The organism is Paenibacillus illinoisensis NBRC 15959, assembly GCF_004000925.1.
Lineage (GTDB): Bacteria > Bacillota > Bacilli > Paenibacillales > Paenibacillaceae > Paenibacillus > Paenibacillus illinoisensis.
The window spans coordinates 35,588-47,869 of the sequence record NZ_BIME01000003.1; the positions used below are offsets into that span (position 1 = coordinate 35,588).

At 47.4% G+C, this 12,282-nt stretch carries 13 protein-coding genes; all 13 read right to left on the reverse strand.

Features of this window, described 5'->3' with window-relative positions; genetic code table 11:
- Positions 1-314: 314 nt before the first annotated feature.
- Entirely contained in the window at positions 315-1,661 is a 1,347-nt protein-coding gene (gene spoIID, locus PIL01S_RS08865) for a stage II sporulation protein D (RefSeq protein WP_127537238.1), read from the reverse strand.
- Positions 1,662-2,060: 399 nt separating this feature from the next.
- Positions 2,061-3,407, reverse strand: a complete 1,347-nt coding sequence (gene murA / locus PIL01S_RS08870) for a UDP-N-acetylglucosamine 1-carboxyvinyltransferase (protein ID WP_095359959.1) — start codon at positions 3,405-3,407, stop codon at positions 2,061-2,063.
- 516 nt (positions 3,408-3,923) lie between these two features.
- Positions 3,924-4,181, reverse strand: a complete 258-nt coding sequence (locus PIL01S_RS08875) for a DUF1146 family protein (RefSeq protein ID WP_095291312.1) — start codon at positions 4,179-4,181, stop codon at positions 3,924-3,926.
- A gap of 602 nt (positions 4,182-4,783) precedes the next feature.
- Complete coding sequence (locus tag PIL01S_RS08880; RefSeq protein WP_127537239.1) at positions 4,784-5,188, reverse strand: F0F1 ATP synthase subunit epsilon; 405 nt, start codon at positions 5,186-5,188, stop codon at positions 4,784-4,786.
- Positions 5,189-5,251: 63 nt separating this feature from the next.
- A complete protein-coding gene (gene atpD / locus PIL01S_RS08885) occupies positions 5,252-6,655 on the reverse strand; it encodes a F0F1 ATP synthase subunit beta (RefSeq protein WP_127537240.1) in 1,404 nt (467 codons plus the stop codon).
- A 95-nt stretch (positions 6,656-6,750) separates the two neighbouring features.
- Positions 6,751-7,623 carry an ATP synthase F1 subunit gamma gene (gene atpG, locus PIL01S_RS08890; protein ID WP_095359963.1) on the reverse strand — a complete coding sequence of 291 codons (873 nt, stop codon included), beginning with the start codon at positions 7,621-7,623 and terminating at the stop codon, positions 6,751-6,753.
- 130 nt (positions 7,624-7,753) lie between these two features.
- Positions 7,754-9,268 carry a F0F1 ATP synthase subunit alpha gene (gene atpA, locus PIL01S_RS08895; protein WP_095291229.1) on the reverse strand — a complete coding sequence of 505 codons (1,515 nt, stop codon included), beginning with the start codon at positions 9,266-9,268 and terminating at the stop codon, positions 7,754-7,756.
- Positions 9,269-9,284: 16 nt separating this feature from the next.
- Positions 9,285-9,833, reverse strand: coding sequence for a F0F1 ATP synthase subunit delta (locus tag PIL01S_RS08900; RefSeq protein ID WP_095291227.1), 549 nt, complete (start codon positions 9,831-9,833; stop codon positions 9,285-9,287).
- Positions 9,830-10,318, reverse strand: a complete 489-nt coding sequence (atpF, locus tag PIL01S_RS08905; protein ID WP_095291225.1) for a F0F1 ATP synthase subunit B — start codon at positions 10,316-10,318, stop codon at positions 9,830-9,832. The genes PIL01S_RS08900 and atpF overlap by 4 nt, the downstream gene beginning before the upstream one ends.
- 114 nt (positions 10,319-10,432) lie before the next feature.
- Positions 10,433-10,657, reverse strand: a complete 225-nt coding sequence (gene atpE, locus PIL01S_RS08910; protein WP_090922866.1) for a F0F1 ATP synthase subunit C — start codon at positions 10,655-10,657, stop codon at positions 10,433-10,435.
- 78 nt (positions 10,658-10,735) lie between these two features.
- The gene (atpB, locus tag PIL01S_RS08915) at positions 10,736-11,554 is read right to left on the reverse strand and encodes a F0F1 ATP synthase subunit A (protein ID WP_127537241.1); all 819 of its coding nucleotides are present in this window, start codon (positions 11,552-11,554) and stop codon (positions 10,736-10,738) included.
- A gap of 45 nt (positions 11,555-11,599) precedes the next feature.
- A complete protein-coding gene (locus PIL01S_RS08920; protein WP_127537242.1) occupies positions 11,600-11,977 on the reverse strand; it encodes an ATP synthase subunit I in 378 nt (125 codons plus the stop codon).
- A complete protein-coding gene (locus PIL01S_RS08925; protein WP_127537243.1) occupies positions 11,970-12,224 on the reverse strand; it encodes an AtpZ/AtpI family protein in 255 nt (84 codons plus the stop codon). Before PIL01S_RS08925 ends, PIL01S_RS08920 begins: the two co-directional genes overlap by 8 nt.
- Between the last annotated feature and the right edge of the window lie 58 nt (positions 12,225-12,282).

The window sequence follows — 12,282 nt, forward strand, 5'->3', positions numbered from 1 at the left end:
ATATATAGCTAAATTCTGAAAGCTCCGGAATGGGCGGTGTTTAGAGTGTGATTGGCTTTAATAGCCAATCTTAATGAAATATAGTGAACCTTTTTGAGATAGAATTCTATGATGTTGGCACTCATGTTTGATGTCGTAGCGTAGCATTTTAATTGGTTCAGAGGGGTAGCACTCTTTGCTTGCTCGCGTCCTCATTCTATATATGGGTAGCTTGCTGAATGTTTAGCCATTTATTAAGTTTGGTTCAGATGAGGCGGGGTATGATTGAATGGCTCAATTATTAAATTGCTGTTGTACAAATAATGTTCATGGCGCTATTGTTTTGCCAGCATCTTTGATGCCTGTCCAAAGGATATACCTGTGTAGTAGTGTTTCAGAATCTGTGTCGCGGTGTGTCCCTCCTGCGCCATGCCATTCGCTCCCCACTGGCTCATTCCCACGCCATGTCCGTAACCGTAGGTCGTAATCTGCACCTCGTCACCCTCTGTCGTCCAGCTGAATTGACTGGATCTCAATCCAAGCAGCTTGCGCACCTCTGGTCCACTGAAAGTCGAACCTGCGATCTGCAGCTCCTTAATTCGGTGACCTTCTGTTGTAGACAGCACTTCCATCCAGGAGCCGCCCTCCTGGGCAGTGACCGGGATAGCACTGGCACTCAAATTCAGCTTCTGGAGAATTTCGCTGCGCTTCATTGTGACGGTCTCCTTGAATCCCGGAGCTAACTTCTGGTCCCATGGACTTGCTACACTTTTCAAATAGGGTACGACATTTCCCCATACATCCTCAGCGTTCTCCGTATAACCGTTACTTGTAGAAAAAAAGGATGCAGTAATGGCCTTACCCTGATATGTCATCACGGCGTCCCGGCTTTCGCGAATGGCCTGCTGTAACTTCTCCCATTCTTCCGCTTTCCCCAAACGTGTCCACTCCTTCTCCACCTGATCCGGTGGAATAAACACCTGATGACTGACCGTATCCGTTACATCTGCATCACCTGAAGGTACACCGCTGGTATCGTGCGCTGCCAGCCTTCTGACGATAAAGGTCCGCGCGGCAATGGCCTGTGCCTTCAGTGCCTCAAGCCTGAACTCGGCAGGCATCTCCGCAGCAACAACACCCGTCACATACTCCTCAAGCGGAAGACTCATTGTTGTTCCCGTTGCCGACAGATACACTCTTACATTGGGTTCTGGGTATGTCACTGGCACAGCTGGGACTGGGACGGTGTTCGTTACACTGCCTGTTGATGGTGTAACTGGGATCGGCTTCACCGGATCACTTGTCCGGGGCCACACTAATATAGCAGGGATCAGGAGTGCCAGCGCCAAGAGCCCTGTTACAGCAGCAGCTGGTTGCCAGCGCCTGGATCCGCTTGACCACCTGCGTCCTCTTCCGAATGTCCTCATCCTGCGTCTCTTTACTCGGCGGAACTGATCGAGTTCAATGACCGGTCCGCGAATTCTCCTTGACTCACGCTCAGACTGGTCTGATGCTCCTGTTGGGTTTGGATTGATTGTTCTTTTGGCCTCTGCAGCTGAATTTCTGGTATTCATGGCCATGGACTTGTCTTTCTCCATTCCGGCATCCGAAGTCTGCTTGGACTCCTCCATCATTGGACGGGGGACAAGGGGCACCTTAACCTGTATACGAGCTTCTTTCATTTCGACATACCCTCCGTTGTACATAGGCCGTCATAGACCGGTCCTTTTGTTCAAATCCATAGTTTAGGGTATGAGCTGTTTCGATCTGATAGAACCTGATTTGAGAGAAAGAAAGAGCTTCTGCTTCTTTTTAATGTTAGATTAACATTGCTCTGCTATAGTGGATAAACCGCCGCTATACAGGCATTTTTGACATGCCTCACCATGCACCGCATTCTCTATTGATGTTCTTTTATTCAATTGTATATATTCAAAAGTTAGACCCACAGTTCTTCCATTAGGACCAGCTATTAATAGAATCAGGTACTGAATTGTTGGCCATACTTTAATAGTATAGTGTCAAAAAAGGGCATAAAAAAAGCCAAGCCAGATGGCTTAGCTTTTTACTAAAAACATGATTTAAGCCCAAGTCGGTTGTACCTTGAACATCGGCACTTCTTCCTCAGCTTTTTCGGTTGCAGGCTTAGCTGCGTCCAGTTTCGGTTCTTCAACCGAAATACGGTAAATGTCGGCTCCCAGTCCATTCAGCTTTTCAGCCAGGTGAACGTAGCCACGGTCGATGTGATGAACACCGCCGACTTCAGTTGTGCCTTCAGCAACCAGACCCGCAATAATGAGTGCAGCACCCGCACGCAAATCGGTAGCTGTAACTTTGGCACCCTTCAGTTTGGCATTACCTGTAATGATGGACGAACGGCCTTCCACTTTGATCTCCGCATTCATCAACTGGAATTCATCCACATGCATGAAGCGATTCTCAAACACCGTTTCCGTTACGACACTTGTTCCTTCAGATGCCAGCAAGAGCGCCATCATCTGGGATTGCATGTCAGTAGGGAATCCAGGGTATGGTAATGTTTTCACATCTACTGCCTTGAGTGGACGGTCCGCAATAACACGCACCCCATTCTCATCTGGCAGGATGGTTACTCCCATCTCTTCCATCTTCGCAATAACTGAACCCAGATGGTCGGAGATCGCACCTTCGATGTACACATCACCACCGGAAATTGCAGCAGCAGCCATGTAAGTACCTGCTTCTACCCTATCCGGAATTACTGTGTGCTTCACGCCAGTGAGTTTCTCCACACCCTCGATGCGAATTACCCCTGTACCCGCGCCACGGACTTTGGCACCCATTCCGTTAAGGAAGTTAGCCAGATCCACGATCTCAGGTTCTTTTGCTGCATTCTCCAGCACGGTAACACCGTCAGCCAGCGTTGCAGCCATCATAATATTTTGAGTAGCTCCGACGGAGGCTACATCCAGATAAATTTTTGCACCACGCAACCGTCCTTGGCTGCGAGCTTCGATATAGCCTTGGCCCAAGCTGATCTCGGCACCCATGGCTTCAAAACCTTTCAAATGCTGATCAATCGGCCGTGTTCCGATGGCACATCCACCAGGAAGCGAAATTCTTGTATGACCCATACGCGTCAATAAAGGCCCCATGACCAGAAAAGACGCCCGCATTTTACTTACCCATTCATACGGGGCTTCGCAGGAAGTAAGTTTTTCCGCATTCACGGTAATCACTTCGTCCCGGTATGTAACACCCGCTCCCAGCGATTCCAACACTTTGTTAATCGTCATCACATCGTCTAGAGGAGGCGCGTCAATAATAACGCTTTGTCCTTCTTCCCCTAGTAGAGAGGCAGCGATGATCGGAAGAACAGAATTTTTAGCGCCGCTAACTTTGACACTTCCGGTCAACCTTTTGCCACCGCGGACGATAAATTTGCTCATCATGGTTCCCTCCGCGCTTTTATTCCCTTTTCTTCATTCCGGAATACGTAAGCCCTCTGTGTTAGAAAGGACTGTTGCTGTGTGTGGAATTTCGACATTACCCGGCAAAAAACGCCTGATGTCTGTTCAGAAAAGAATTGGTTTATAATCCAAAATTGATGATAACACTTGCCGTGCTGATTGCCTGCAAACTTGTAATTAAGGCTTACAGGTCAGCAAAACATCAGGACAGACGGATTGGGATGATTATTAGCCGGTAATTACCGGGGATCCCGTTTATAACCTAAGGTTAAAGTAAACAATAGTTAATTCCCTAACTTCCATCATAACATTTTTGAATTGTACGATACAAGCATTTTTACATAAAACATCTCAATTCAACCAATTACATGTCACACATTTTTCTTAATTGTTAACAGGTTGGTCATACTCTAATTGTTGACACAATCAATCGATGTTATTCGACAATCAGGCTGCATGAAGAACCTAACAGATGATTAACCAACCATCTCAACATTAAAACAAATGACGCAACATTTGGGTCCATGATAAATAATCAATAACGAACCCGGATACGGCATGACCCAGAATAATGGCAAGCAGCAAATGCAGCAATCTTCCTTGAGCACCCTTCGGCTGTCTTATAATCAGATCAAGCTTCAGGTTTTGCAGTGCCCACCATGCGAGTGCTATACACAATAGCGAAACGACAATCGAAACTAACCCATTTGTGCTTAATGACTGGTTCAACTGATTCGTCAGATCAATATCCATATATTCATTACCTCCACATTTGTTGCAGCAACCAGCGTAATTTTGCTTGTCATCCTTAATTTAAAAGTCATAAGAATGGTTTTTTCCAGCAGAACACAACTGATTCACCGCTGAAGTACCCCGTATGGAGATCCTTCGTGTTGCCCATTCATCGAGCAGCACAATCTGGCTGAGAATGATCATGGAATTCATCTTCGCAGCTGCAATCTCTGCTGACTCTATGGAATATAGGCTCTTTCATCATACATTGTCAATTACATTGATTTCCACTTTGAAAATATTTTAATTTTAAACCATCGGGATTTTGTGACTAAAACGACATAAAAGAGCGCTATTTCGATATCGATGTTGTCATTTCCTCGGAAATAATTTGGTTTGAACTGGCCAAAAATGGGTCTATTAGTGGTAACTATCACCACTACTATAGTCCTATACTATATTCAATATCACACCAACGGTGATCATTGTTTACAAAAATTAACGGACAATCTACATAAAATCATCCAGTAAATCACGATTACCACACATAAATATGGAAGTCATTTCTGCGAAACACAGCAAAAAAGCCCGGCAGACCAAGCCGCCGGGCTTCCTTTAATCGTTTATTTGCCGTATACGTTGATCCGGTTAACCGCTTTTTGCAGAGCAATCTCTGCCCGGCGGTGATCAAAGTGGTCCTGGTTGCTTTGGCTGCTGAGACGGCGTTCTGCCCGTTCTTTCGCTGCACGCGCACGATCCACATCGATATCTCCCGGGAATTCGGCACTTTCTGCGAGAACAACAACCTTATCTTTGCGGATTTCGATAAAGCCGCCGCCAATAGCGACCTGCTTGTTCTCTTTTCCGTTTTTGATAATAATCGGTGCAATCTGCAACGGAGTAACCATAGGGATATGGCCTGGCAAGATCCCCAGCTCCCCTTCAATACCACGAGCGATGATGCTATCTGCTTGCGCCGAATAGACCAAACGCTCAGGCGTTACGATTTCCAACAAAAAGGTGCTCAATTCCATCCCTCCTGAAACTATCCGAAGGATAGCTCGCTTCATAAGGACAATCCTGGATTCAGATTATACCAGTGTTTTAGCTTTCTCCACTGCCTCTTCAATCGTACCCACGAAGAGGAATGCTGCTTCCGGCAGATCGTCATGCTTGCCTTCGAGAATCTCTTTAAAGCTGCGCACTGTTTCTTTAACCGGAACGTATTTACCCGGAATACCGTTAAATGCTTCAGCAACGTGGAAAGGCTGGGACAAGAAACGTTGGATTTTACGAGCACGGTAAACGAGCGCTCTGTCTTCTTCACTCAGCTCGTCCATACCCAGGATCGCAATGATATCCTGCAGCTCATTATAACGCGCCAAGATGCGTTTAACGCCTTGTGCTACGCTATAGTGTTCTTCACCTACAACTTCTGGTGCCAAGATCCGGGAGCTGGATGCAAGTGGATCTACCGCAGGGTAGATACCCATCTCGGAAATTTTACGCTCCAGGTTCGTTGTTGCATCCAAGTGAGCAAACGTTGTTGCAGGAGCCGGATCCGTATAGTCATCCGCAGGTACGTAGATCGCCTGGATGGATGTAACCGATCCTTTTTTCGTGGAAGTGATACGCTCTTGCAATTGACCCATTTCTGTTGCCAGCGTAGGCTGGTAACCTACCGCGGAAGGCATACGTCCGAGCAAGGCAGATACTTCTGAACCCGCTTGGGTGAAACGGAAGATGTTATCGATAAAGAGCAACACGTCACGGCCTTCTTCATCACGGAAATATTCCGCCATCGTCAGACCTGTGAGGGCTACACGAAGACGTGCGCCTGGAGGCTCGTTCATTTGTCCGAAGACCATTGCTGTTTTGTTGATAACGCCGGAATCACTCATCTCGTGATACAAGTCGTTACCTTCACGTGTACGCTCACCAACACCCGCGAATACGGAGATACCACCGTGCTCTTGCGCAATGTTGTTGATCAATTCTTGAATTGTAACGGTTTTACCTACACCGGCACCACCGAACAAACCGATTTTACCACCTTTGGCGTAAGGAGCCAGCAAGTCGATAACTTTGATACCTGTCTCCAGCATTTCAGCTTGAGTCGTCAGTTCATCGAATGCAGGAGCAGAGCGGTGAATCGGGTTTTTATGTTCAGCTGCAACAGTACCGCCAGTATCAATTGCTTCGCCGAGTACGTTAAATACACGACCCAGTGTCGCTTCCCCAACAGGTACAGAGATTGGAGCTCCTGTATCTACTGCTTCCATACCACGTACGAGACCGTCCGTGGAGGACATCGCGATACAACGTACCCGGTTGTCACCCAGATGTTTCGAAGCTTCGAGTGTAAGACTTACACTTACGCCGCTTTCGGTTACTGTAGTGATCGTAATGGCATTGAGGATTTCCGGCAGACCGCCGCGTTCAAACTCGACGTCAACAACCGGACCCATGATGCTCACAACGCGTCCTTTGTTCATCTTAACGTTCCCCTCCTACAAGCCTGCTACTTTGACAAAAATAAAGTTCCGTTCGTTTATCTTTGCAGTGCAAGCCTTCATTAAATAAAAAACGGTTAGCCTTGTGCTGCGTTGGCACCTGCCACAATTTCCGTAATCTCCTGCGTGATAGCCGCTTGACGGGCACGGTTGTATGTCAATGACAAATCGTTAATGAGTTTGGATGCATTTTTGGTTGCATTACCCATTGCCGTCATTTTCGCCCCCAGCTCACTCGCCTTACCGTTCAGAAGTGCACCATAGATTAGCGTTTCCGCATAACGCGGTAGCAAAACTTCCAGTACAGCTTCAGCTGAAGGCTCGTATTCGTAGCTCGCCGTCGGTCCTTCCGCAGCAGTTACCTCAGGTGTTTCCATTGGAAGAAGTTTTTCTACCGTAGGAATCTGGGTCAACGCATTCACAAAGCGGTTATAACAAATGTACAATTCATCAAATTTAGCCAACTCAAATCCTTGAACAGCCTCGTGTGCAATAGATTTGATGTCTGCAAATGCTGGTGAATCGGATAGATCCGTTGTAACGGATGCCATCGCAATTTCGCGCCGTCTGAAGTAATCGCGTCCTTTACGCCCAATAACAAACAACTCGTAGTCATCTTGGGAGTTATGGCGCTCTTTGAGCGTCAGATTGACCTGACGCAAAACGTTCGCATTGTATCCACCCGCAAGACCGCGGTCCGATGTAATGATCAGGTAAGCTGTCTTTTTGACCGGACGGCTCTCGAGCATCGGATGCTGGATCCCTTGCGTGCTTGACGCAATACTAGCCACAACTTCTTTCAGTTTCTCCGAATACGGACGGGCTGCCTCAGCTTTTTCCTGCGCTTTACGCAGTTTTGCAGCTGCAACCATCTCCATTGCTTTGGTGATTTGCTTGGTGCTTTGTACGCTTTTAATTTGCCGCTTAATTTCGCGCATGCCTTTTGCCATGATTTCACCACCTTCAAGTTTTGACGTAGTCAAAACTACTTCGTAAGCATTATCTTACTTTGAAAGCATCAAAGTTTTACATGCAGACATGCGGAATCGGTTAAACAACTCCGCAGCTGCAATCATCTATTTAGACAGAGACAGCGAAGCTCTTTCTGAACTTCTCGATTGCACCTTTCAGTGCATTTTCGTTGTCTGCAGTCAATTCTTTTGTATCACGGATGGACCCGAGAATCTCCGGATGGTTGCTCTCCATGAACGCTAGGAATTCGTGTTCAAAGCGAGTCACATCACCTGTTGGGATTTCATCCAGGAACCCTTTAACCGCTGTATACAAGCTGACAACCTGTTGTTCAACAGGCAGAGGCTGGTTTACACCCTGCTTCAGGATTTCCATCATGCGAGCACCACGATTCAGGCGGGCCTGAGTGGCTTTATCCAGATCGGAACCGAACTGGGAGAACGCTTGAAGCTCACGATATTGAGCGAGGTCGAGACGCAGGGAACCTGCAACCTTTTTCATCGCTTTGATCTGAGCAGAACCACCGACACGGGATACGGAGATACCTACGTTGATCGCCGGGCGTTGTCCAGCATTGAACAAGTCGGCTTCCAGAAAGATTTGTCCGTCCGTGATGGAGATTACGTTCGTCGGGATGTAAGCAGATACGTCGGAAGCTTGTGTTTCAATAAACGGAAGTGCGGTTAAAGAACCACCACCAAGTTCATCATTCAGCTTCGCAGCACGCTCCAGCAAACGGGAGTGCAAGTAGAAGACGTCACCCGGATATGCCTCACGGCCTGGAGGACGACGAAGCAGCAAGGAAAGCTCACGGTAAGCAGAAGCTTGTTTAGTCAAGTCATCATAGATAACGAGAACGTGCTCCCCTTTGTACATGAAGTACTCACCCATCGAACAACCGGAATACGGTGCGATGTACAAGAGTGGTGATGGATCGGAAGCAGCTGCAGTTACAACGATCGTGTACTCCATTGCGCCTTTACGACGAAGAGTTTCCACAACTTGTGCAACTGTAGATTGTTTCTGACCGATAGCCACATAGATACACTTCATGCCGCTGCCTTTTTGGTTCAGAATCGCATCAATTGCGATCGAGGTTTTACCTGTTTGACGGTCACCGATGATCAACTCACGTTGTCCGCGACCGATTGGTACCATGGCATCAATGGCTTTGATACCTGTTTGCATCGGCTCATGAACGGATTTACGATCCATTACGCCTGGTGCTTTACCTTCAACCGGACGGAATTCCGTTGTCGCGATTGGCCCTTTGCCATCGACAGGAATACCGAGCGGGTTCACAACACGTCCAATCAATGCTTCGCCAACCGGCACTTGCATGATTTGGCCAGTACGTTTTACTTGGTCGCCTTCACGAATATCATAGTAAGGTCCCAGGATAACGACACCGACATTACTCTCTTCCACGTTCATGGCGAGTCCCATTACACCGCTTGGGAATTCAACCAACTCGTTGGACATGACGTTCTCAAGTCCGTATACACGAGCAATACCATCACCAACCTCGATAACCGTCCCGACTTCGACTACATCGATATCGGTCTTGTATTGTTCGATTTGGCTCTTAATTAATGTACTGATTTCTTCTGGTTTGATACTCAAGTGTCCTCACCCCAATCTACTGTACTCGTCTGTTAAAAGACTGCTCAAGACGTTCGAGCTTGCCAGCCAAGCTGCCGTCATAGATCGTATCGCCAATGGCGACTTTCAATCCGCCCAGCAGAGTCGAATCGACAATGTTCTCGATACGGATCTTTTTATTCACACGGCCTCCGAATTCACGGGCTACCGCTTCTTTTTCTTCATCATTCAATGCATAAGTCGAGTAAACGCGAGCATCGGCAATGCCGAGCGAGTCGCCCTCGATCTTCAGATAATCACTCAAAAGAGCTTCCAGCAGTTCAACACGGCCACGCTCAATCAGGAGCAGAACCGTACGCAGAACAGGTTCGGACACTTTGCCTTCAAGGCTCGCATGAAGCACGTTCCGCTTGGCTTCATCAGAGATGTTTGGAGATACGATGAACTTGATGATCTCGGCATCCCCAGTCAATCCGCTGACAACCGCACGCAGTTCCTGTTCAACTTCAAGTACCTGCTGCTGCTGGAGAGCAACTTCGAACAATGCTTTCGCATAACGCTTGGCAACAATCGTATCGCGGCTCATTGTCGGCCCCCTACCTCATTGAGGTATTGGTTCACAAGCTCTTCTTGTGCTGGACCGTTCTCAACTTCTTTTTTGATCAATTTGGAAGCAATCTGAACGGAAGCTGTACCCAGTTCGCTGCGAAGCGCTGCAACCGCTTTGTTCTTCTCGCTTTCAATTTCACGTACCGCATCGTCTTTCAGACGATTAGCTTCAGCTTTTGCGTCAGCCAGAATTGACTCAGCCTGTTTGCCGCCCGTTTGTTTGGACTGTTCAATGATGTCGTGAGCTTCCTTGCGCGCTTGCTCCAGAGCTTGTTTTTGTTCCTCCACATAGGCAATGGCCTGTTCCCGAGTCTGAGCAGCCTCATTCATCTGCGTCAGCACGAGTTCGCGACGTTTTTCCATGATGGAGAACAAAGGACCGAAAGCATAACGGCTAAGCAGCCAATATAAAATTGCAAATGCGATAATCGCAAGAAGCGTATTTTCCCATACGAAACTCAATCTGTTCACTCCTTCCTGGAGGTATCCTTGAAACGTTCATCCGCATGAACGGACATTACCTAAAAAGAAGGCGCGGATGGCTATGGCCTTCCCCGCCAAACCTTATCAATTTAATTAAGCCGCACCGTAGAACATGAACGCGAGTACCACACCGATGATCGGCAATACCTCGATCAGACCTACCCCGATAAACATTGTTGTTTGAAGAGTGGATTTTGCTTCCGGTTGACGGGCAATTCCTTCTACTGTCTTGCTGATTACCATACCGTTACCGATACCTGCGCCAAACGCGCCCAGTCCTGCAACAATTGCTGCTGCGATTAATGCCATTGCTCCCATTTGTATATCCTCCTTAAAATTATAAATCAAATTTTTTATTGTTCAGCCTGGTGAAGAAATCTTCGTAGGGCTTGGAACTTAATGTTCGTCGTGCGTCTCGATGCTCTGTGAAATGTACACCATCATCAAGATTACAAAAACAAATGCCTGGATCGCGCCGATAAAGATACTAAAGCCTTGCCACACCATCAGCAAAGGAATGGCAGCTATTGCGCCAAACACTTTAAACGTGGTCAGCTTCAGGATCGTTGCGATCAGTACCTCACCCGCGAAGATATTCGCGAATAGACGCATACCGTGTGTCAGCAGCTTGGATGCCGTTTCAATCAAGTTGATGGGCAAGAACAAGGCGAATGGCTGAAGGTAGTGCTTGAGATAACCTCTCGTGTTGCGGAACAATCCGAGTCCATGAGATACCATGAACGCAACAAGTGCTAGTCCCATCGTTACCGACAAGTCAGCGGTAGGTGATTTCCACCAAGCCAGCTCAACGTGTGGATGTGCTTCAGGATCTTTGGCATGCGCCTCTTCAAACGCATCGACCGCTGTAACAATCGGCTGATTGAACACCTGTGCCTGGCTGACCTCCGTAACTTCAGTAACTGCCTGGAACGGAAGACCCAGCATGTTACCGACAAAGATAAACATAATCATGGAAAGAGCGAGAGAGATAAAATGTTTCCCTTTCTTCATATCCATCGTACTGGAGATCAGATTGCGGACGAATTCGACTGCCCACTCCATAAAATTTTGCAGCTTGCCGGGGTTTTCAACGGACAATCTCCGTGTAGCCAGGACAGCGAAAATAAAAACGAGGGCACCTGTAACGACCAACATCAACACAACCGATAGATCCAGTCGAAATCCGCCAAGCATAATAATTGGAGCTTCATGCATATTTTTCTCACCCCTTTCTCGACTTGAAAGCTGCAGCACCTAACATCATTCTGCTCTGCGGGAATAGACGATCCCTATAATCAGTAAGGAAAATTGCGCAATGACCAGACCGCCTGCAACCGCATATGTATTGAAATACTGCGGAAAGCGCATCGATATGTATATACCGAGCACAGCGAGTGCCGCTCTTGTCAAAAATCCCAGGTTCACACGCTTCAAGTTACCTTCTGCCGCATCATCAGACATTTTCCTTACTTTGTAGCCCAGGTAAAATGCATTGATCCAGCTAATTCCTGTACCCAGGGCCAGTCCCAAAGCAATTGTCTCCACACGTGGCATAAAGGCCGCTGCGAGAAAACAAATCATAAGAAAGTACATGACGGAAACAGTCATCCATCTGCGGTATCTGGTTAGTTCACTCATCACTTTCCCCCATGAATTTTTTCGCGATAAAGTAGATGCTCACGCCACCTGCCGCCAGAAAAAAGAGAACGCTTACGGCGATCCATATTCCGTTACCTCCAACGGTCTTGTCCAACCAGGAGCCAGCGTAATATCCGGCAACAGCGAGAACGGCAATCTCGATCCCAAAAGCTGTCACGAGCCCCATCGCTTTCCATACATTGTTGTCATGGTTACGGGATGAATTTGGTTTGTTCGAATCGGCCATTTTCCACGCCACCCTTGCAATCCCAGTTAATTTTACTGAATGATGAGAGCCTTTGTCA

Excerpts from the sequence above, each read along its gene's own strand:
- spoIID (WP_127537238.1), bottom strand. The coding sequence starts at position 1,661 with ATGAAAGAAGCTCGTATACAGGTTAAGGTGCCCCTTGTCCCCCGTCCA.
- murA (WP_095359959.1), bottom strand. The coding sequence starts at position 3,407 with ATGAGCAAATTTATCGTCCGCGGTGGCAAAAGGTTGACCGGAAGTGTC.
- PIL01S_RS08875 (WP_095291312.1), bottom strand. The coding sequence starts at position 4,181 with ATGGATATTGATCTGACGAATCAGTTGAACCAGTCATTAAGCACAAAT.
- atpD (WP_127537240.1), bottom strand. The coding sequence starts at position 6,655 with ATGAACAAAGGACGCGTTGTGAGCATCATGGGTCCGGTTGTTGACGTC.
- atpG (WP_095359963.1), bottom strand. The coding sequence starts at position 7,623 with ATGGCAAAAGGCATGCGCGAAATTAAGCGGCAAATTAAAAGCGTACAA.
- PIL01S_RS08900 (WP_095291227.1), bottom strand. The coding sequence starts at position 9,833 with ATGAGCCGCGATACGATTGTTGCCAAGCGTTATGCGAAAGCATTGTTC.
- atpE (WP_090922866.1), bottom strand. The coding sequence starts at position 10,657 with ATGGGAGCAATGGCATTAATCGCAGCAGCAATTGTTGCAGGACTGGGC.
- atpB (WP_127537241.1), bottom strand. The coding sequence starts at position 11,554 with ATGCATGAAGCTCCAATTATTATGCTTGGCGGATTTCGACTGGATCTA.
- PIL01S_RS08920 (WP_127537242.1), bottom strand. The coding sequence starts at position 11,977 with ATGAGTGAACTAACCAGATACCGCAGATGGATGACTGTTTCCGTCATG.
- PIL01S_RS08925 (WP_127537243.1), bottom strand. The coding sequence starts at position 12,224 with ATGGCCGATTCGAACAAACCAAATTCATCCCGTAACCATGACAACAAT.